The 21,879-nt window shown below is 34.7% G+C and carries 20 protein-coding genes; 12 read left to right on the top strand and 8 right to left on the bottom strand.

Annotation, left to right across the window (positions count from 1 at the left end):
• Window positions 1-164 precede the first annotated feature (164 nt).
• From LB452_RS05525 to LB452_RS05505, 5 genes are all read right to left on the bottom strand, one after another.
• Window positions 165-1,169, bottom strand: coding sequence for an alcohol dehydrogenase (locus LB452_RS05525; RefSeq protein WP_224460734.1), 1,005 nt, complete (start codon window positions 1,167-1,169; stop codon window positions 165-167).
• Window positions 1,170-1,201: 32 nt separating this feature from the next.
• Window positions 1,202-1,645 (bottom strand): c-type cytochrome, encoded by a 444-nt coding sequence (locus tag LB452_RS05520; protein ID WP_224460733.1) that lies wholly within the window; start codon window positions 1,643-1,645, stop codon window positions 1,202-1,204.
• A 2-nt stretch (window positions 1,646-1,647) separates the two neighbouring features.
• On the bottom strand, window positions 1,648-2,760 hold the full coding sequence (locus LB452_RS05515) for a PQQ-dependent sugar dehydrogenase (protein WP_224460732.1): 1,113 nt from the start codon (window positions 2,758-2,760) through the stop codon (window positions 1,648-1,650).
• A gap of 62 nt (window positions 2,761-2,822) precedes the next feature.
• Window positions 2,823-2,972, bottom strand: coding sequence for a hypothetical protein (locus tag LB452_RS05510; RefSeq protein ID WP_224460731.1), 150 nt, complete (start codon window positions 2,970-2,972; stop codon window positions 2,823-2,825).
• Window positions 2,972-3,733: an MBL fold metallo-hydrolase gene (locus LB452_RS05505; protein WP_224460730.1), complete on the bottom strand. Its 762-nt coding sequence runs from the start codon at window positions 3,731-3,733 to the stop codon at window positions 2,972-2,974. The genes LB452_RS05510 and LB452_RS05505 overlap by 1 nt, the downstream gene beginning before the upstream one ends.
• A 108-nt stretch (window positions 3,734-3,841) precedes the next feature.
• Here LB452_RS05505 and LB452_RS05500 point away from each other — a divergent pair, with 108 nt between their 5' ends.
• Window positions 3,842-5,302: a TonB-dependent receptor gene (locus LB452_RS05500; RefSeq protein WP_224460729.1), complete on the top strand. Its 1,461-nt coding sequence runs from the start codon at window positions 3,842-3,844 to the stop codon at window positions 5,300-5,302.
• A gap of 34 nt (window positions 5,303-5,336) precedes the next feature.
• Here LB452_RS05500 and LB452_RS05495 read toward each other — a convergent pair whose 3' ends face one another.
• Together LB452_RS05495 and trkA are read right to left on the bottom strand one after the other, a co-directional pair.
• Window positions 5,337-6,821: a TrkH family potassium uptake protein gene (locus LB452_RS05495; RefSeq protein WP_224460728.1), complete on the bottom strand. Its 1,485-nt coding sequence runs from the start codon at window positions 6,819-6,821 to the stop codon at window positions 5,337-5,339.
• Window positions 6,822-6,858: 37 nt separating this feature from the next.
• Window positions 6,859-8,208, bottom strand: coding sequence for a Trk system potassium transporter TrkA (gene trkA / locus LB452_RS05490; RefSeq protein WP_322966046.1), 1,350 nt, complete (start codon window positions 8,206-8,208; stop codon window positions 6,859-6,861).
• A 101-nt stretch (window positions 8,209-8,309) separates the two neighbouring features.
• Between trkA and ubiE the strand changes: the two genes are divergently transcribed.
• Window positions 8,310-9,041 (top strand): bifunctional demethylmenaquinone methyltransferase/2-methoxy-6-polyprenyl-1,4-benzoquinol methylase UbiE, encoded by a 732-nt coding sequence (ubiE, locus tag LB452_RS05485; RefSeq protein ID WP_224460726.1) that lies wholly within the window; start codon window positions 8,310-8,312, stop codon window positions 9,039-9,041.
• Between the two features lie 2 nt (window positions 9,042-9,043).
• Window positions 9,044-9,769 carry a type IX secretion/gliding motility protein PorT/SprT gene (porT, locus tag LB452_RS05480; RefSeq protein WP_224460725.1) on the top strand — a complete coding sequence of 242 codons (726 nt, stop codon included), beginning with the start codon at window positions 9,044-9,046 and terminating at the stop codon, window positions 9,767-9,769.
• A gap of 5 nt (window positions 9,770-9,774) precedes the next feature.
• On the opposite strand, the gene LB452_RS05475 is transcribed toward porT, so the two are convergent.
• On the bottom strand, window positions 9,775-10,503 hold the full coding sequence (locus LB452_RS05475) for a TrmH family RNA methyltransferase (protein WP_224460724.1): 729 nt from the start codon (window positions 10,501-10,503) through the stop codon (window positions 9,775-9,777).
• Between the two features lie 31 nt (window positions 10,504-10,534).
• Between LB452_RS05475 and tamL the strand changes: the two genes are divergently transcribed.
• The 9 genes from tamL (at window position 10,535) to LB452_RS05430 (ending at window position 21,843) form a co-directional block, all read left to right on the top strand.
• Complete coding sequence (gene tamL / locus LB452_RS05470; RefSeq protein ID WP_224460723.1) at window positions 10,535-13,090, top strand: translocation and assembly module lipoprotein TamL; 2,556 nt, start codon at window positions 10,535-10,537, stop codon at window positions 13,088-13,090.
• A 54-nt stretch (window positions 13,091-13,144) separates the two neighbouring features.
• Complete coding sequence (gene fbaA, locus LB452_RS05465) at window positions 13,145-14,212, top strand: class II fructose-bisphosphate aldolase (RefSeq protein WP_224460722.1); 1,068 nt, start codon at window positions 13,145-13,147, stop codon at window positions 14,210-14,212.
• A gap of 16 nt (window positions 14,213-14,228) precedes the next feature.
• Window positions 14,229-15,089 carry an acetyl-CoA carboxylase, carboxyltransferase subunit beta gene (gene accD, locus LB452_RS05460; protein WP_224460721.1) on the top strand — a complete coding sequence of 287 codons (861 nt, stop codon included), beginning with the start codon at window positions 14,229-14,231 and terminating at the stop codon, window positions 15,087-15,089.
• A 100-nt stretch (window positions 15,090-15,189) separates the two neighbouring features.
• On the top strand, window positions 15,190-15,459 hold the full coding sequence (rpsO, locus tag LB452_RS05455) for a 30S ribosomal protein S15 (protein ID WP_224460720.1): 270 nt from the start codon (window positions 15,190-15,192) through the stop codon (window positions 15,457-15,459).
• A 139-nt stretch (window positions 15,460-15,598) separates the two neighbouring features.
• Window positions 15,599-17,755, top strand: a complete 2,157-nt coding sequence (locus LB452_RS05450; protein WP_224460719.1) for a polyribonucleotide nucleotidyltransferase — start codon at window positions 15,599-15,601, stop codon at window positions 17,753-17,755.
• Between the two features lie 251 nt (window positions 17,756-18,006).
• Window positions 18,007-18,810, top strand: coding sequence for a pyrroline-5-carboxylate reductase (gene proC / locus LB452_RS05445; protein ID WP_224460718.1), 804 nt, complete (start codon window positions 18,007-18,009; stop codon window positions 18,808-18,810).
• 16 nt (window positions 18,811-18,826) lie between these two features.
• Entirely contained in the window at window positions 18,827-19,597 is a 771-nt protein-coding gene (gene proB / locus LB452_RS05440) for a glutamate 5-kinase (RefSeq protein WP_224460717.1), read from the top strand.
• A 13-nt stretch (window positions 19,598-19,610) separates the two neighbouring features.
• Window positions 19,611-20,810, top strand: a complete 1,200-nt coding sequence (locus LB452_RS05435) for a glutamate-5-semialdehyde dehydrogenase (RefSeq protein ID WP_224460716.1) — start codon at window positions 19,611-19,613, stop codon at window positions 20,808-20,810.
• A gap of 169 nt (window positions 20,811-20,979) precedes the next feature.
• Complete coding sequence (locus LB452_RS05430) at window positions 20,980-21,843, top strand: sigma-70 family RNA polymerase sigma factor (protein WP_224460715.1); 864 nt, start codon at window positions 20,980-20,982, stop codon at window positions 21,841-21,843.
• Window positions 21,844-21,879 lie beyond the last annotated feature (36 nt).

The following is a 21,879-nucleotide window of genomic DNA, read 5'->3' as shown; positions in this document are numbered from 1 at the left end:
TTCGCCTTAAAATAAATCATAGAATGCCAGTTTTACTAAAAATTATTCAAAACAATAACTAATTAGATTATTAGAAAGAAGATTCTATATTCTGTATTCTACAAAACAAAAAAACTCCTCATTAATTTTTCAATGAGGAGTTTAAGAAACTATTTAAAATCAGATTAGGGTTTTAAAACCACTCTAAATTTTGATTCATTATTTATCATTCTGTTGTATGCTTCCTTAACATCTTCCAGTTTGTATTCTTCTATCATTGGTTTTGTATTGGAAAGCACACTAAAATTGAGTGTATCTTCAGAGTCTGTCGGAATACCGCTTGGCCATCCCTTGACAGATTTTCTTCCCATTAACATTTCCATGGGGTTAACTTCAACCGCTTCTGGTGTTGCTCCAACCATTAATAATTCTCCGTCAACACCCAAGCCACCAATAACTGATGTCATTGCCTTTCCGCTTGGAGCAGTTCCTAAAATAAGTCTTGCACCTCCCAGATCTTGCAGTTTTTCGGCTGCATTTTCAGATTTAGCATTAATAAAATGATGTGCTCCCAATTGTTCTGACAATTCTTTTTTATCATTACTGGTCGATAAGGCTACAGTTCGCATTCCCATTTTATTTGCGTATTGTATAGCTAAATGTCCTAATCCACCAATTCCCTGTATAGCCACAAGGTCTCCTGCTTTTATACCAGAATTTCGTAAAGCATTATACACCGTAATTCCAGCACAAAGTAACGGAGCTGCTTCTTCTGAACTCAATTCGTCAGGAACTGCTACTAGAGCTTCTTGCGGAGCACACATGTATTCTGCGTAGCCTCCATCGTAAGAAATCCCGCTGACCTTGGCATTCTGACATGCAATAAAATCTCCTCTTCGACATTGCTCACACTCAAAACAATGACCTCCATGCCATCCTACTCCTACTCTTTGGTTATTTTTCCAAATATTTACTTCATCGCCAACGGCTTCTACTTTACCAATAACTTCGTGTCCTGGAACTCTAGGATATTCAAGACCTAGAAAAGTTCCGTCCTTTACAAAAGCATCAGAGTGGCATATTCCACATGCTTCAACTTTGATAAGCACTTCATTGGCTTTTGGCTTTGGCTTCTCTAGGTCTACTATATGAAACTCTCCTCCTGCTTCTTTGATCTGTGCTGCTTTCATAGTTTTAATTTTATAGTATTTGTAATATTTCTTTAGTCTTCAGTGACATTTGAAACTTCGTTTACAGTAACTTGTTTTAGTTCTCTCTTTTCATTTCCAAAATTGTTTATGATATAATTCATCACATCTGCAACCTCTCTATCGGTAAGACCCATAGAAGACATATTATTATTATAGGTTTTTCCATTAACTTCGATTTCACCATTCAAACCATATTTTACAGATTTGATACTTTCTTTTCTTTTTTCTGAAAGCCAATTAGAATCGGCTAATGGTGGATACAAATCATCAACGCCTTCTCCTTTAGCTAAGTGACACCTGATGCAAAAGTCAGAATATATTGCACTTCCATCCTTAATACTTTGCTGAAGGTCTTTTTCCTGAATGATTGGCGTATAAATAATTGAAGAATCATCTTTCTCAGTATTTATATAAAAACCAAAAATGAATAAAAAGGAAATAATGTATAACTTCATAATTAAGATTTTGGCAGCATTTTCACAACACCAATTCCTTCAACTCCAACGTATATAAAACCATCTGGGCTTTGCTCAACACTTCTGATTCTACCGATCTTATCCAATAATTTTTCTCTTTTTTGAACACCGTTTTCGTCAAAAGCAACATGCTCTAAATATTGGAACTTAAGAGAACCTGCTAATAAATTACCTTTCAATTCTGGATACTTATCTGAAGTAACGAACGTCATTCCACTTGGCGCAATGGAAGGAACCCAGTAATAAAATGGTTGCTCCATTCCTGCCATAGTCGTATTGTCTGTGAATTCTGTTCCGTCATAATTGATACCATAACTTATAATCGGCCATCCATAATTTGCAGCTTTTTTGATGATGTTAATTTCATCTCCACCTCTTGGGCCATGTTCATGAACCCAAATTTCTCCTGTTTCTGGATGAATTTCCATTCCTTGAGGATTCCTATGTCCGTAAGAATAAATAGCTTTTTTCGAGTTTTCTAACATGTAAAATGGATTGTCTTCAGGAATAGATCCATCTTCATTAAATCTATAAATTTTACCTCCATCTCTCGTTATATCTTGTGGGTTCATTTCTCTAGCTCCACGTTCTCCGATAGACATAAATAAATATCCATCTCTATCAAACTCAAGTCGACTTCCAAAATGCTGACCTTTTGTAGTATTTGGTCCTGCTTTATATAATGTCTGCATATTGGAAACCTGTCCATCTTTAAATTCTGCCCTTACTAGTGCCGTATGGCCACCTTCTTCATCTCCCTGAGTGGAAGCATGAGTTAAATAAATCCAAGGTTTTTCTGGATATTCAGGGTGAATTTTCACATCCAAAAGTCCTCCCTGTCCTCGATTATAAACATTGGGAATATCTGCAACTTTTGAAGTGTTTCCGTCTTTGTGGTAAAATAACTGGCCCTCTTTAGAAGTTACTAAAAAGCTGCCGTCTTTAAAGAAATCCATACCCCAAGCTATATCGATGTTATCGATAATTACCTCATGTGAGTAATCGTTTTCCAAAGTTTCTATTGTAGTGTCTTCCTGCGCACAGGCTAAAAAACCAACACAAAAAAGTAATAAAGAAAATGTTTTGACATTCATGATTTTAGAATTTTTACTAATTTCTAAAATCAATCTAGAACATTGGCTTAATTATGAAAAATTTATTTTTTATCTTCTAATTTCTCAATCTTAGATTTGAGTTCACGTATGGTATTTTCCTGATCGTCGATAATTCTTTTACTATTGAAGTATAAAAAAACTGCAATAAGCGCACTTAAGACGAACAGGTATAGATATAAATTCTTTGCCATTATACTTCAATTTGTAGATTATCATATGCTAAAAATATTCCTTCCGGAAGTTCTTTCTGAACCTCTTCATGAAACCCCATGTGATGACTAATGTGAGTAAAATAAGCTCTTTCTGGTTTAAGGTAATTAACCAAATCTATAGCTTGTTCTAAATTAAGGTGAGATCTATGCTCCTCCTTCCTTAAGGCATTAAGGACTAAAGTTTTTACACCTTTTAGTTTATCTAATTCTTTATCTGGAATAACTTTAGCATCGGTGACGTAGGCAAAGTCTCCGATTCTAAACCCATATACCTGAAGTTCTGGATGATATACGTTCATTGGAATAACTTCTTTATTTCCAATTGTAAAAGGAGAATCATCTATAATATTTACATCCATAGTAGGAGCTCCAGGATATTTGTTTTCAGTTTCAAACACATATGCAAATCTTTGCATAAGGTTTTTTAGAACTCTTTCATGACAGTAGATGGAAATATTGCCTTGTCTAAAATAGAAAGGTCGCACGTCATCGAGACCGATCATATGGTCATTGTGTTCATGCGTATATAAAATACCATCTATTTTTTTAACCTCATTTGTTATCATTTGCTGTCTAAAATCCGGGCCACAATCTATTACATAAGTATAATTATCCCATTCCAGAAGAGCCGATACTCTCAATCTTTTATCTTTTGGATCTTTGCTTAAACATACCGGATGTTCACTACCTATAATTGGGACACCTTGAGATGTGCCTGTACCTAAGAAAGTTATCTTCAAAACGTTATTTTTGATACAAAACTATAGTTTTTTTTTCTTAAGCTTGGAGTATTAATTACATTTGTTTAAAATTTGAAAACTGTTTAAGACTTCATAAAATTTCTACTTATGTCAATAACTATAATGGGTGACAAAGATTTTGAAAGCGCACTTTCGATAAAAGACAAAGCCCTCAGAATCAACTTAAATGAAAACATCTATGGCACATTTGCAGAAATAGGTGCAGGACAAGAAACCGTAAGAAATTTCTTCAGAGCTGGAGGTTCATCTGGCACCATCGCTAAGACCATGAGTGCTTACGATAAAGATTTTAGTGATGCTATTTACGGTATAGAAGAAGACAGACGTTATGTTACTGAAAGTAGGCTTCAAAAAATGATCAATCATGAGACTAAGCTTATTGAGGAAAGAATACAAAGAAATAAGCATCCTAACAAACTTTTCTTTACTTATGCTAATACAGTAGCAACCATTGATTTTGCTAAGCGCTATAAAGGTCACGGATGGGTTGGCATTAAATACCAGCTTACACCAAAATCTGAGTATAATAAAATTGTTTTACACATTCGCTTCAAAGAGAATGATGCAAGACTTCAACAAAATACCTTAGGAGTTTTAGGAACTAACCTAATTTATGCGGCTTACTACGCACATAATAATCCTAAGCAAATTCTAAATGAACTTTACGACCATTTACATAAAGACCAAATAGAGATAGATACCATCAACTTTTCTGGACCAGTTTTCAAAGATGTTGACAATAGACTTATGAGTTTACAGTTGGTCAAAAATGGAATGACAGAGGCTGTCATGTTTGCTCCAGATGGCAATAATATTTTACCAGCAAAAGCTCTTTACAAAAAAAATATTCTCGCATTAAGAGGAAGTTTTAGACCTGTGACAAAAGTAAATATGGATATCTTTGATACATCTCTTGAATTATTTAAAAAAGAGAAAAAAGTTAAAGATGAAAATATACAACCAGTCTTTGAAATTACACTTTCCAATTTAAGATCTGAGGGAGAAATTAATGAAGAGGACTTTATGGATAGGGCTAAGTTGCTTTGTGCATTAGGTCATACTGTAATGATATCAAACTTTCAAGAATATTATAAATTGGTTGAGTATTTTTCTAATTATACCAAAGAAAGAATGGCACTAGCTATGGGTGTCAATAACCTTATTGATGTATTTGACGAGAAGTATTACAGACATCTTAGTGGTGGTATCCTTGAAGCATTTGGTAAGCTTTTCTTCAAAGATTTAAGAGTTTATTTATATCCATACAAAGATCCTAAGACTGGAAAAGTTACTAACAGCGATAATTTAAAAGTCCATCCTAGAATGAAAGAATTGTATAAATTCTTCAAATACAACGGACGAGTTGTTGATATAGAAAATTATGATGAAGAAATACTAGGCTATTTTTCTAGAGATATTTTACAAAAAATATCCAATGGAGAGGAAGGCTGGCAAAAAGCAGTTCCAGAAAAAACTGCAAAAATGATTGAGGAACAAGAACTTTTCCAAAGAGAGTATAAAAAATCTACAGAAAAAGCTTGGTACTAATTATCAATTATAGCAATATACAACTGAAAATCTGCTAAAGTTTAGCAGATTTTTTTTTTAAGGTATTTTTCCAGAAATAAGGAGTGAAAAGAATTAAAACTGTAAAAAGTTCAAGTCGACCAATTAGCATCAAAAATGAACTCCAATATTTACCGAAAGCAGTAAGTGAATTATAATTATCTACTGGGCCAAAATCTCCAAAAGATGGACCAACGTTACCAATGGAAGATGCAGAAGCTCCAATTGCTGATTCAAAATCCAATCCTGTTCCAGCAAATACTACAGCTCCAAGGATAAAGGACAACGAATACAAAATAAAAAATCCCAATATATTATAAACGATTTTTTGATCTACAGATGAACCTTTGTAACGAACTGGCAGTACAGCATTGGGATGCAATATCCTTCTAAATTCTTGGAATCCATTTTTTATCATAATCAAATGCCGAATCACCTTCACTCCACCTGATGTAGACCCCGCAGAACCACCTAGAAAAAATAAACCAAAAAATAAAATGGTAAGTAAAGGTGTCCACAACGTATAGTCTGCTGTAACAAATCCAGTAGTAGTGATAATGGCCAATACTTGGAAAGCTCCATGCCTTATTGCACTCTCTGCTTCACCTAGTACCATTGGGTAATTGATGCTTGCTATGCTAGTATCGGCTAAAAAATATATTGAAAAAGAAGTAATTGCAGTAAATCCAATTATAAAAAAGATATACCACTTGAATTCTTCATTGAGGAGCACATTTTTGATTTTACCTTTGAAGGCATAATAACTTACTACAAAATTTGCTCCAGATAAAAACATAAATATTATGACAATATACTGGATCAATGGCATCGCATTCCAATGAGCTAAACTCGCATTCTTGGTAGAAAAACCACCCGTAGCAATAGTACTAAGAGAGTGATTGACCGCATCAAACCAACCCATACCTGCAACTTTAAGCAAAATTGCTTCTGAAACTGTGTAACCAAAATAAATGAGCCAGAGCCTTTTGGCTGTATCAGCAATTTTAGGTTTTACTTTATCTGCACTTGGGCCAGGAGATTCTGCAGAAAAAAGCTGCATTCCACCGATTCCAAATAAAGGTAAAATGGCAACTGCCAAAACAATAATACCCATACCACCAATCCAGTGGGTAAAGCTTCTCCATAATAAAATACCCTCTGGCAAAACTTCTATATCGTTTAAAATAGTAGCTCCTGTAGTTGTGTAGCCGGACATTGTTTCAAAAAAACTATTTTCAATACCTATTATTTTTCCAGAAATGACGTAAGGGAGCATTCCGCTCAGCACCATAAAGAGCCATCCAAGACTTACGATGAGATACCCCTCTTTTTGAGTGATATCCTTGTCGTGATTTTTCGTAAAAAACATTGTTGTAAGCCCAATAAAGATTGAAATCAAAGCAGAAACGCCAATATCCAGTGCAACTGCCTCTCCAACTAACCAACTATATACAGAAGGAATGATCATGAATCCTCCATTGAATACGAGGAGAACTCCCATGATGTGAGCTACGATTTTAAAATTCAGATCCGACACCTTAACAAAATAAATTTTCTACACTCTTGATAGATTTTGGTAGCGTACATACTACAATTCTATCACCCTCGCGTATTTTAAAATCACCTAAAGCTATAATTCCCTTGCCATCTCTAATCACACCTCCAACTACAGCGGTTCTTGGAAAATTAATATCAACTATTTTGCTGTTGGTTACTTTTGAATCTGCTTTTACAACAAATTCTAATAATTCTGCATTCATGTTATTCAGTTTGGTCATCGCAACAACTTCGCCTTTTCTCAAATATCTAAAAATACTATTTGCTGCCAATAATTTTTTATTGACTAAAGAGTGAATCCCTATGGAATGGCTCAATTGAAAATAATCCATATTCTCAACCAAAGCTATCGTTTTTCTTACACCTTTAGAATTAGCTACCAAACAGGTAATTATATTGGTTTCAGAATCTTCGGTAACAGCCACAAAGGCATCCATTTTGCTTATGTTTTCTTCTTTCAAAATCTCAACGTTCCTACCATCGGCATTTATCACCAATGCATTGGGTAAGATATTTGCAAGATCAATGGCTTTTTTATGATCTTTTTCTATCACTTTTACTGAAAAGTTTTCTTTGCAAAGGTCTTTTGCAAGGGTTCTGCCTATGTTACTCCCCCCTAAAATCATAACTTTTTTGATAGATCGCTTTTCTGCTCCAGTAAGTTTATAAAGTTCTTCGACCCCTTCAGTATCTGTAATAAAATAAACCCTATCACCTCGCATAAATTCCGTATCACCTCTAGGAATGATGGTAAACTGAGTTCCATAACGCTGTAAAGCTATAGGAACAAAGTGCAAACCAGGAAAAATATCGGCAGCTTCTTGAACCGTGTTACCAATAAAAGGAGCTTTAGACCTCAATGTAAGTCCCATCATAGTAAGGGCTCCATCGTCAAATTTGAAAGTATCTGTAAATGCTGATTGGTTGAGAAGCATTTTTACCTCATTTGCAGCTAATGCCTCTGGTGAAATCATTTCATCTATTCCTAAAGCTTTCAGGTCAATAATATCATCCACACCCAGCAACTCCTGGTTGGAAACCCTAGCTACAGTTCTTCCTGCTCCCATTTGTTTTGCAAAAACACAAACTGAAATATTGATGGACTGACTGGAGGTAACAGCGATTAACATGTCTGCGTTTACAATATCTGCCTCTTTTAAAGTGCTTGGTAAAGTGGCATCCCCTAACAAAGTTTTAATGTCCAGATGCTTGTTGGCATATTCCAGCCTTTCTTCATCTAAATCAACAAGGGTAATGGCGTGAGATTCATAAGAAAAAAGTTTTGCTAAGTGAAATCCTACTTCTCCAGAACCAGCTATTATTATTTTCATGGTGACAAAATTAATGTAAAAAATTAAAAAAGAAGTATTAAGAGAAGTTATATTGATAAAGTGTATTCCAAAGAAGATGTATCTTCGCAAAAAAAAATTACATGAGCAAGAATGTCAAGCCATACAAAGATTCTGAACTAGAGAAAAAGAAACAAGTTGAACAGATGTTCGATAATATTTCAGAAAATTATGATGGCCTTAATCGGGTGATTTCTTTCGGTATTGACCAGAAATGGAGAAGAAAACTCATTAACATGGTCAAAAAGACAGATCCAAAATACATTCTTGATATAGCTACCGGTACCGGAGACCTTGCAATCGCTATGGCTGATTCTAATGCTGAAAAAATAATTGGTCTTGATATCTCAGCTGGTATGTTGCAAGTTGGGAAGAATAAAATCCATAAAAAAGACTTAGACCATCGTATAGAAATGGTCCAGGCAGACTCAGAAAACTTGCCTTATTCTGATAATACCTTCGACGCCATCACTGTGGCTTTTGGAGTAAGGAATTTTGAAGATTTAGAAAAAGGACTTTCAGAAATTTATAGGGTACTTTCACCAAATGGTATTTTTGTCATATTAGAAACTTCTGTTCCTACCAAGTTTCCTTTCAAACAGGGCTATAAGATTTATTCTAATTATATTCTCCCTTCCATAGGAAAGTTGTTTTCAAAAGACAAAAGTGCGTATCAATATTTGAGCGAAAGTGCTTCTGTTTTCCCTTACGGAGAAAAATTCAACAATATTTTAAAGAAAATCGGGTTTACAGATGTAGAAAACCACCCACAAACTTTTGGTGTTTCAACAATATATTCTGCATCTAAAAAATAATTATGAGGCTTCTTTTTTTATTAGTTTTCCTGTTGAGCTTGAATTTTTCAAACGCTCAACTCTTTGATAAAGAAAAAGTACTTAACAAGGAGAATATTGACAAAAAACGCTGGTCCTGGGGCTATTTCCTGGGATTCAATGCCTATGATTTTCAAATCAAATACAAAGAACAGGGAGAAGATATAGAAGTAGGCAAAAATCCAAGTTTCAACGTAGGATTAATAGGAAATTTAAGAATCAATGACTATTTAGATCTGAGATTGGAACCAGGTGTTGTTTTCGCCAACAGAAGTCTTACTTTTCCTGATAATGATCCTTTAAATCCATTGCTGAATGGTGAAATAAGAGAGGTTAATTCATCCTATATACACATTCCTTTACTTTTAAAGTTTTCAGCGAAACGGATTAATAATTTTAAGCCGTTTATCATCGGTGGGGCTTCAGTATCTACAAATTTATCCAGTAATGAAGATAATCCTCAGGATAATGAGGCTGGCCAATTCAGAATGAAAACCAATAATTACTATTACGAGATTGGCTTCGGAGTAGATTTTTATTTTGAGTATTTTAAATTTACACCTTCAATAAGAGGTGTTTTTGGAATGGGTAATGAATTGATTAGAGACGATGCTGATACTGATAATGACCCATTAACAAATAGCCCCTATACCTCCAATATCGAATCTGTAAAAACAAGAGGAATTTTTATCAACTTTCTTTTCCAATAAATTTATTATCTTCTTTTAAATTCGCTTAGCAATATAGATCCTGCCATAGCTACGTTTAAACTCTCTGCTCCTTTGGATTGCCCATAACTTGGAATAGATATTCGTTCATCTATATGAGATTGAATTTCAGAACTAATTCCGTTGGCTTCGTTTCCTAAAACTATTATTGTGTTTTCGGTAACTAACTTGGATTCGTAAACATTTACTCCTTCCATGTAAGCTCCGTAGGTATGAGCTGAAGTATCAGATAAGTAAGTATTCAATTCAGTATAAATGATATTTACTCTAGTCAAAGAACCCATAGTGGCTTGTACAACTTTTGGGTTGAAACAATCTACAGTATCCGGTGAGCAGATCAATTGCTCAATTCCAAACCAGTCACACATTCTTATAATAGTTCCTAGATTACCCGGGTCTCTTATCCCGTCAAGAGCAAGTGTAAGTTGAGGTTTTTTTGAAGGTACAGCAGGTTTTGGAATTTCAAATACCGCTAAAGCAGTTTGCGAGGTTTTAAGATTTGTGATTTTATCCAACTCCTTTTGGGAAATAATATGACTTTCTCCTTCTTCGATATGAAAGATATCGGCAATTGAATATAATGCTCTAAGCTTGAATGAACTTTTTAAAAATTCTTTGATTACTTTTACACCTTCAGTAACAAAGAGACCGTGCTCTAAACGATGCTTTTTTTTGTTCAAACTTTTTATAAGTTTAATTTGATTTTTGCTGAGCATTTGAAATTATATTTTTGAAAACATCACACATTTGAACTACCGACTCACAAAACTACCATTAATTCTTTTAATACTATTCTTCTTTTCCTCTTGTGACGTCACAAGAAAACTAAAGAGTGATGAGTTTTTGATCAGTAAACAAAGTATAACAAGTGGTGATACTCTAGTAAATAATAATGAGATCTCCAGACAACTTTCCCAGCAAGTAAATTCAAAACTCCTTGGTTTTCCTCTTAAATTACAAATCTATAATCTGGCTCAATCCAATCCAGAGAAACGATTTGTCAATTGGGTTGCAAAAAAGGAGAAAAGAGAGAATCGACTTGTATCACTTTTATCCAAAAGACAGGTTATCCAGCTAAAAAAAACATGGGTAAATGTCAATGAATCCATCAAAAAAACTGGTGAACCACCTGCTCTTTTTGACGAAAAAAAGACAAAAACATCTTTGCGTAGGCTAGAATCATGGTATTGGAATCACGGATGGTTCAATGCAAAAGCTGATTATAAAATCGATAGAGACTCATTGACAAATACTGTAGAAGTTGAATATAAAATTAAACCTGGGAGCTTATATATTATCGATAATATATCAGAGAATATAGAATCGCCTAAAGCAGATTCACTATATCAACTTATCAAGAAAAACAATAAGATAAAAGTTGGTCAAGCATACAATACTGAAAAATTTAATAACGATAGGGATTATATAAGTACCTACTTTAGAAATCATGGGCTCTATCATTTTGAAAAGGAATTCATTTCTTTTTATGCAGATACGCTCGATAATAATCATAAAATAAATCTTGAACTCAACATACAAAACAGACTTGTAGACGTCGCTGATACTGTAGCCTCTACTCCATTTAAAGTGCATAGAATAAGTGAAGTCAATGTTTTTGCAGATTATGATGGAGTTTCCACTCAGGTTGAAGATTCGGTGAGATATAAAAATGCAAATATTTATTCTTTTGGAAATTTAAAATTAAATCCAAAAGTGTTATCAGATTTTATTTTTATCAAAAAAGACAGTATTTACAGAGACATTGACAGAACAAGAACCAACAATAGGATTTCTGAAACACGTATTTTTAAATATCCCAATATACTTTATAAGGAAGATCCTAGAGACTCTACTGGTGTTGGGTTGATAGCAAATATTTTACTCACTCCGAAAGAAAGATTTTCTACAAATTTCAGTGTTGATTTAAGTCAAAGTAACATTCAGCAATTCGGTGTGGGATTCAACACTTCGGTATTATCAAGAAATATTTTTAGAGGAGCAGAAACTCTTGAACTCTCGGGAAGAGGAAATTTTGGGTCTTCAAGAGATCTGGGGAATTCAGAAGATCAATTTCTGGATATTTTAGAATATGGTGCAGATTTAAGGTTAAATTTTCCAAGAATCATTTTTCCATTCCCTACTAAACCTATCATTAAAAACACCATGTCTCCTTTCACCACTGCAAGTGTTGGTTTTAGCACTCAGCAGAATATTGGATTGGATCGGAGAAACCTCAATGCGACTTTTGGCTACCGCTGGAAACCAAAGGACAGAACCTCTTATCAATTTGATTTGATGAACATTCAATTTGTAAACAATTTGAATGCTGAGAATTTCTTCAATGTGTTTAGAAATTCATACACAGAATTAAATCAGATTTCAAGAAATAATATTAGCGACGTAAATCCAGATTTTCTTTTTGAAAATCCCGAGGGTCAATTAGATTTAATAATTCCAGAGGGAACTCAGGGTTTTATAAGGGACATTAGAAATCAGGTCATAAACTTAAACAGTGAAGATCAACAAATCGCCAATTCACTAATTGAAAGAAGAGAAAGATTAACTGAAAACAATCTTATTGTTGCTTCAAATTTTACATACGATTACAGTTCAAGGCGAGATATCTATGATGAAGATTTTTCTCAGTTTCGAGGAAAAATAGAATGGGCGGGAAATTTACTTTCTTTATTCGCAGATCAATTACAACTTGACAAAACACAAGCTGGAAATTACAGGCTTTTTGGAGTTCAATACTCGCAATATGTTAAAACAGAGCTCAACTTTATTAAACATTGGGATCTAGGCAACCAGCAAGTGATTGCAACTCGTGCTTATGGAGGAATAGCTATACCGTATGGCAATGCTAATTCTATACCTTTCCCGCGAAGTTTTTTTGGTGGTGGTCCAAATGATAACAGAGGCTGGAGACCATACGATCTTGGTCCGGGAAGTACCAATGCAGTTAACGATTTCAATGAAGCCAATTTTAAATTGTCTTTTAATGCTGAATATAGATTCAATTTGTTTGGAAATATGAATAGCGCATTATTTATAGATGCAGGTAATATTTGGAATGTCTTCGACAATGTGGTGGACCCCGCTGCTACCTTTGATGGCTTACAAGATTTAAGCGAATTGTCTATTGCATCTGGTTTTGGTTTACGCTATGATATAGAATTCTTTGTCATCAGAATGGACTTAGGTTTTAAAACATATAATCCTGGGAGTGAGGGTTCAAAATGGTTTAAAGACTACAATTTCAACAATGTAGTTTTTAACTTCGGAATCAATTATCCGTTTTAGTAGATTAATATTTCTTAATTTTACATTCTTAAATTACTAATTAAATACAAGATTATGAGTCACAATATCAAACCAGGTGTAGCAACAGGAAAGGAAGTACAGGCTATTTTTCAGCATGCTAAAGAAAATAATTACGCTCTCCCAGCAGTCAATGTTGTGGGGTCGAATACTATAAATGCTGTTCTTGAAACAGCAGCCAAATTAAATTCACCAGTCATTATTCAATTCTCAAACGGTGGTGCTCAGTTCAATGCTGGTAAAGGATTATCTAATGAAAACCAACTTGCCGCAATCAAAGGGGCCGCTACTGGAGCAAAACATGTTCACGATTTGGCAGAAGCTTACGGAGCTACTGTAATTCTTCATACAGACCATTGTGCGAAAAAATTATTGCCTTGGATAGACGGATTGTTGGATGAAGGTGAAAAATTCTTTGAGGTTCATGGTAAGCCTCTATACAGCTCGCACATGATCGACCTTTCCGAAGAGCCTATTGAAGAAAACATTGAAATTTGTAAAACCTATCTTGAAAGAATGAAAAAGATGGGAATGACACTAGAAATTGAACTTGGTGTTACAGGTGGTGAAGAAGATGGTGTTGATAACACAGATATAGATTCTTCAAAACTATATACTCAACCAGAAGAAGTTGCATACGCTTATGAAGAATTGAGCAAAGTATCTGATCAGTTCACAATTGCTGCAGCCTTCGGAAATGTACATGGAGTTTACAAACCAGGAAATGTAAAACTTACGCCAAAAATTCTTAAAAATTCTCAGGAATTTGTAACTAAAAAGTATAAAGTAGAAAATAACCATATCGATTTTGTATTTCACGGAGGAAGTGGTTCTACTGTTGAAGAAATTCAAGAAGCAATAGGTTACGGAGTCATTAAAATGAATATTGATACTGATTTGCAATATGCTTTTACCGAGGGAATAAGAGATTACATGAAATCAAAAGTTGATTATATATCTACTCAAATTGGTAATCCTGAAGGTGAGGGTGTGCCAAATAAAAAATATTACGACCCAAGAAAATGGTTGAGAGAAGGCGAAATCACTTTTATCACAAGATTAGAGAAAGCCTTTAAAGATCTAAATAATATAAACAAATTATAATTTAGCACCTTACTATATGGCAGCTTGGTTTAAGAGAAAGAAAAAAGGAATCCAAACAGCAACTGAGGACAAAAAAGATGTCCCTAAGGGTTTATGGTATAAATCTCCAACAGGTAAAATAATTGATGCAGAACAACTTGCGAAAAACTTTTTTGTGAGTCCTGAAGATGATTACCACGTTAGGATAGGGAGTACGGAATATTTTGACATCCTATTTGATAACGGAAAATTTGAAGAACTGGATAGTAAGTTAAAATCTAAAGATCCTTTAAAGTTTGAAGACACTAAAAAGTATAAGGATAGATTGAAAGAGGTCGAAGAAAAGACTGGCCTTAATGACGCTATAAGAACAGGTATTGGTAAATCTAAAGGTAAAAAAGTGGTTATTGCAGCTATGGATTTCAAATTCATCGGCGGATCCATGGGATCTGTTGTAGGTGAAAAAATTGCAAGAGCTGTAGATCATGCAATCGCTAACAAATGCCCTTTAATCATTATTTCAAAATCTGGTGGAGCAAGAATGATGGAAGCGGCATTGTCCTTAATGCAATTAGCTAAAACTTCTATAAAACTTACTCAGCTAGCTAAAGCTAAGTTGCCTTACATATCATTATGTACAGATCCTACAACAGGAGGCACAACAGCTTCTTTTGCCATGTTGGGTGATATCAATATATCAGAACCTGGTGCTTTGATAGGCTTCGCTGGTCCAAGAGTTGTGAAAGATACAACTGGTAAAGATTTGCCTGATGGATTTCAATCTTCAGAATTTCTGAAAGAACATGGATTCTTAGATTTTATCTCTCACAGAAAAGAACTCAAACATAAAATCAATCTTTATATTGATCTTATTATGAATGAGCCTGTAAGAGCGTAATTTTTTAAGAATTGATATTCTATTTAATTTTAAAAAGCTATTTTTGCGCAATCGAATAGAAAATCTATTCTAGCATAAAAATTATTGAAATAATATTGGCATGTACTTAACACAAGAAGAAAAAGGCAAATTATTTGCTAAACATGGTAAGAACGAGAAAGATTCTGGTTCTGCCGAAGGTCAGATTGCATTAATGACTCAAAGAATTGAGCACATTTCTCAACACCTTAAAACAAATAGAAAAGATTATAATTCTGAAAGATCTCTGGTAAAATTGGTTGGTAAAAGAAGAAATCTTCTTGACTACCTCATGAAGAAAGATATTTTGAGGTACAGAGCAATTGTAAAAGAATTAGGATTAAGAAAATAAGATTTAAAGGGGCAAAATTGCCCCTTTTTTAATTTAAAAGCGTTCCTTGGAATGACTTCCACTGGTTTTACATTTTTTTCTAAACAACAACACAACAACATTTACTTAAGAAAAAACGTATAACCTTAAAATCATTACTATGATTCCAAAAACATTTAGTGAAATTATCGACCTCGGAGATGGTAGAGAAATCAAACTCGAGACTGGTAAATTAGCCAAGCAAGCGCACGGCTCAGTAGTCGTACAAATGGGAGATGCCATGTTGCTTTGTACAGTTGTATCCTCTTATAAGGAAAGCACAATGGACTTTTTTCCATTAACTGTAGATTACAGAGAAAAATTTGCAGCTGCAGGTCGTTATCCAGGAGGTTTCTTCAAAAGAGAGGCCAGACCCAGTGATGGTGAAGTCCTTACCATGAGAATTGTAGACCGCGTCTTGCGTCCGCTCTTTCCTTCAGATTACAGAACAGAAACTCAAGTCATGATACAATTGATGTCTCACGATGAGGAGGTTATGCCAGATGCACTTGCTGGTCTTGCTGCATCAGCTGCGATTCAATTATCTGATATTCCATTTGAAACTGCTATATCTGAAGCTAGAGTTGGTAGAATTAATGGTGAATTCATCATCAATCCAAGCCGTAGCCAATTGAAAGAATCGGATATCGACATGATCATTGGTGCCTCCGCAGACTCTGTGATGATGGTAGAAGGTGAAATGAAAGAAATTTCAGAAGAAGAAATGGCAGAAGCCATTAAATTTGCTCACGAACATATCAAAAAACAAGTGGAAGCTCAAATCCGTTTGGCTGAAGCTTTTGGTAAAAAGCCTGTGAGAGAGTATGCTGTAAAAGAAGAAAATGAAGAATTTGAAAAAAGAGTTCACGATGCAGCCTATGATAAGATATACGAAATTGCTAAAGGTGGGCACAGCAAAAGAGATCGCGGAGAAGCATTTTCAAAAGTAAAAGAAGAAGTTTTAGCTTTGTTTTCTGAAGAGGAATTGGAAGACAATGAAAAGCAGATCAAAGGCTATTTCAATAAAACTGAAAAAGCAGCTGTAAGAGAACTTACTCTTGCTGAAGGTTTGCGTTTGGACGGAAGAAAAACAGATGAGATCAGACCGATATGGTGTGAAACCGATTATTTACCTTCTGTGCACGGTTCAGCTATTTTTACACGTGGAGAAACACAGGCTTTAGCAACTGTAACACTTGGTACATCCAGAGAAGCTAATACGATAGACATGCCAACTCACCAAGGTGAAGAAACTTTCTATCTACATTACAACTTTCCTCCTTTTTGTACTGGTGAAGCTTATCCTATAAGAGGAACTTCAAGAAGAGAGATCGGTCATGGAAACCTGGCGCAACGTGCACTTAAAGGAATGATTCCTGAAAACAATCCTTATACAGTAAGAATAGTATCAGAAGTTTTAGAATCCAATGGTTCTTCTTCTATGGCAACAGTTTGTGCCGGAACCATGGCTATGATGGATGCTGGTATCAAAATGACCAAACCAGTTTCTGGTATCGCCATGGGATTGATTTCTGATGGAAGTCGTCATGCCGTACTTTCAGATATTTTAGGTGATGAAGATCATCTAGGAGATATGGACTTTAAGGTGACTGGAACTGCAGATGGCATTACTGCTTGCCAGATGGACATCAAAGTAAAAGGATTGCCTTATGAAGTTTTGGTAGAAGCTTTACAACAAGCAAGAGCTGGCAGGTTACATATTCTTGAGAAATTAACTGATACTATCCCAGCTCCTAACGAACAGGTAAAAGCCCACGCTCCTAAAATTATCACAAGAAGAATTCCAAATGAATTTATCGGTGCTTTGATAGGACCAGGAGGTAAAGTCATCCAAGAATTACAAAAAACTACTGGTACTGAAATCGTTATCAACGAAGATCCGGTAACTGAAGAAGGTATTGTTGAAATTCTTGGTACAAAACAAGAAGGAATTGACAAAGTTCTTGCAAAGATTGATTCTGTCACCTTCAAACCAGAAAAAGGTAGCGTTTATGAGGTTACAGTCGTAAAAGTCCTAGACTTTGGAGCTGTAGTTGAATATAATGATGCTCCAGGTAATGAAGTTTTACTTCACATCTCAGAACTTGCGTGGGAACGCACAGAAAATGTCGCTGACGTTGTAAAACTGGGAGACGTAATGGATGTGAAATATTTTGGAGTTGACCCTAGAACTAAAAAACCTAAGGTATCCAGAAAAGCACTTCTATCAAAGCCTGAAAGAAGTCCAAAAAAAGAAGGTGAGGATACCAAGTCTTAATCTAATTTAGATAATTCCAAAGCGGTTTAGAAAATTCTAAACCGCTTTTTTTTACTGACAAACTAGCGCAACTGACAAAATTTCATAGAATAATTCTCGATTTTGTTTATCTTTTTTGGTGTTAAAACATGATTTCTCTTAAAACATGTTTAATAATACAAAATAAAAAGATAATTCTCGTAAATTAGATATTATGCACAATCATTGCACTAAATCATAAAGTCATTTTTATAAATCTTTAAAAAAATAAAATGAAAGTATTAGTTATTGGAGCAGGTAATATGGGGTTAACCTACTCTGAAGGAATGGCAAAATCCCCCTTATTGAATAGAAAAAATTTAATGATATATGACATATCAAAAGAATTATTAGATAAACTTAGTGAAGTTACCTATTATGACACTTTCGACAATCTGCAAGATTGTTTACCAAGTGCAGATGTTGTCTTCATAGCAGTAAAACCTTATCATAGCGAAGATTTGTTTGAAAATATGAAACCCATGATCAATGATCAACAAATATTTGTTTCATTGATGGCAGGGGTTACCATTGAGAATATTCAAAATGGTTTGAATGCAAAAAAAGTAGTAAGAACAATGCCAAACCTTCCTGCAAAAGTAGGTAAAGGTGTTACTTCTTACACAGAGTCCAATGAAGTGTCAAGAGTTGAACTTTTGATGATCAGAAATCTTTTGGATACCACAGGACAATCAATAAGAGTGAAAGATGAAGATTTCATCAACAAATCTACTGGGATTTCAGGTAGCGGTCCAGCTTATATATTCTATTTTATGGCTTCTATGCTGGAAGCAGCAAAAAAGATGGGATTCTCTGATAATGATTCAAAAATATTAGTAAGCAACACCTTCGAAGGTGCTGTTCATTTATTTAATGAATCAGATCTTACGCCTGAAAAATGGATGGATCGAGTAGCTTCCAAAGGTGGTACAACAAGAGCTGCTCTAGATTCTATGGATGACAATAACGTTAAACAGCTTATACAAGATGCTGCATACGCAGCATTCAACAGAGCAGTTGAACTTGGTGATGAATAATTTAAACTCAGAAAAAATGCATTCAAAACGTATAGTAGTTAAGGTCGGAACAAATGTAATGACCAACACCAACAACAGGATTGTTGGTCCAATACTAAAAAATCTAGTGAGACAAATCGCTTATCTTTATGAAAGAGATATTATAACCATTCTAGTCTCTTCAGGTTCTGCTATCGCTGGAAAGGAGGTGTTAGGTTCATGTTCGTCAGAAGATAAAACAACCAGACGTCAGGTATATTCATCTGTTGGTCAGCCGCGAATGATGAGACATTATTATACTATGTTTCATGATTTTGGCATGAGATGTGGACAAATTTTAGCGACTAAGAGGGACTTTGCTCCTGGGAAATATCGGGAAAACATGATCAATTGCTACGAAGGTTTGCTGACTGAAGGTATAATACCTATAGCAAATGAGGATGATGCAGTCTCTTTATCAATGTCAATGTTTTCTGACAATGATGAACTAGCAAGTTTAGTTTCAGAATTGGTTGGAGCAGATATGCTCATAATGCTTACAGATATTGATGGTTTATACACGGGTCATCCAGATCACGATGATACAGAACTACTAAGACATGTACGTGTGCATGACGATGTTGAGAAATACGTTCAAGAAAACGAAAAAGGAGAAGGCGAAGGCCGAGGAGGCATGGAGTCTAAACTCAAAATTGCAAAAATGACGGCAAGTAAAAATATACCTACTTATATAGCCAATGGTAAAAAGGAAAATGTCATTATAGACATTCTCGAAGGCAAAGAAGTCGGGACTAAGTTTACTGTCTAAAAATCAAATTAAAATGAAATTAATAGATACTAAAATTAAAAATGATGTTCTTCAATCTATGATGACAATTATAGATAAAAGAAGAAATGAAATAATCGAAGAAAATAAAAAAGACTTAGAATCATTCAACAGAGATGATCAAGCCCTTTACGATAGATTGATTGTTGACCAAAAAAAGGTTGATGGTATGATACAAGCTATCAAAGAGGTAAAAGAGCAGGAAGATCCAGTAGGAAATACTATTTCTGAAAGAACTTTGGACACAGGTTTAAAAATCGTAAATAAAACTGATCCTTTCGGAACTATTATGATTATTTACGAATCTAGACCTGATGTCACTATTGAAGCTGCTGTTTTGGCTTTTAAAGCTAATAATAAAATTTTCCTTAAAGGTGGAAAGGAAGCCAATCACAGTAATATCATTCTTGAAGAATGCTGGCATCAGGCTTTAGAAGAAAATGGATTGTCTAAAGATTGGATTAAACTGCTTCACCTTAACCGTGAAGAAACCAGAGAATTTTTAAGTAATCCACCAGAAAAAATGGACCTTATTGTTCCAAGAGGTGGAGAAAAACTTATTGATTTTGTCAAGAAAACGGCCACATGTGCTGTATTAATAAGCGGTCGAGGAAATAATTTCCTATATGTTGCACCAGATGCAGATTGGGATATTGCCAAAAAGGTGATCATAAACGCCAAAACTGATAAAATTTCTGGATGTAATGCTTTAGATAAAGTACTTTTAGATTCAAATCTACCAGATTTTGAAGCTAAAGTTAAAGATCTCGCAGACACGTTAGACAATGAATATAATGTTGAGATTCTTGCCGATAGCAAGGTAAAAGAAGTCGTAGATTATCCAACGCTTCCAACAGAAGACACTTGGAGTGAGGAATTTTTAGCAATGAAAATTGTTTTAAGTTCAGTAGATTCATTTGATGAAGCAGTAGAAAAGATCAATAAATACTCAGGAGGTCATTCATCAGTTATTATCACGGAAGATAATGAGCTAGCTTTAAACTTCATGCAACAGATTGATTGTGCAGCTGTTTATCAAAATGCCTCCACACGATTCACCGATGGTGGACAAATGGGAGTTGGTGCAGAACTTGCCATCTCTACAGATAAACTCCACCACAGAGGTCCTTTAGGACTTAAACAATTGGTCACCAACAAATATTACGTTTGGGGTAATGGTCATATAAGAGAATAATTTTTATAAAAAATTATTCAAGTTTTAAAAGCCTGCTTATCAAACATAAGCAGGCTTTTTTTGTATAATAGAGATTAACATAAAGATTTTTTAAAGACGTCTGTAACATTTCTTGTCTTAACGTCGTAAAATGATATGTAGATAAATTGATAATCGAGGACATATCTAAATGAGACAACTTAAAATTACCAAGCAGGTTACCAATAGAGAAACTGCATCCCTAGACAAGTATCTCCAAGAAATTGGAAAAGTAGATTTAATCACAGCTGAAGAAGAGGTTGAATTAGCTCAAAAAATCAAAGCTGGAGACGATCTTGCCCTAGAGAAATTAACAAAAGCAAACTTAAGGTTTGTGGTATCGGTATCTAAGCAATACCAAAACCAGGGTCTTACCCTACCCGATCTTATAAATGAGGGAAATCTTGGATTGATAAAAGCTGCTAAACGCTTTGATGAAACCAGAGGTTTCAAATTCATTTCTTATGCGGTTTGGTGGATAAGACAATCCATACTTTCAGCATTAGCAGAACAATCGCGAGTAGTTAGACTTCCGCTGAACAAAATTGGTTCCATAAATAAGATTAACAAGACCTTTGCAATTTTAGAACAACGTCATCAAAGACCACCAAGTCCGGATGAAATTGCTAAAGAGTTGGAAATGACTGTAAATGATGTAAAAGAATCACTAAAAAATTCTGGCCGTCACTTATCGATGGACGCTCCACTTATTGAAGGGGAAGATTCCAATTTATATGATGTTTTAAAATTTGGAGAATCTCCAAATCCTGAAAATAGTCTGCTGCACGAATCGCTTCAGACAGAAATTGAAAGAGCTCTGGAAACGTTGACTACTAGAGAAGCTGATGTAATCAGATTATACTTTGGTCTTGGGAACCAGCAGCCTATGACGCTCGAAGAAATTGGTGAAACCTTTGGTCTAACTAGAGAACGTGTTCGTCAAATCAAAGAAAAAGGCGTAAGACGATTGAAACACACATCAAGAAGTACAATCCTTAAAACTTACTTAGGATAAACCTTTTGATTTAAGGATATGTAATCAATACAAAAA

The sequence above is a fragment of the Psychroflexus longus genome (assembly GCF_020164595.1).
Lineage (GTDB): Bacteria > Bacteroidota > Bacteroidia > Flavobacteriales > Flavobacteriaceae > Psychroflexus > Psychroflexus longus.
Note: the sequence above shows the minus strand (reverse complement) of the source record. Positions and strands in the feature narration are given on the sequence as shown.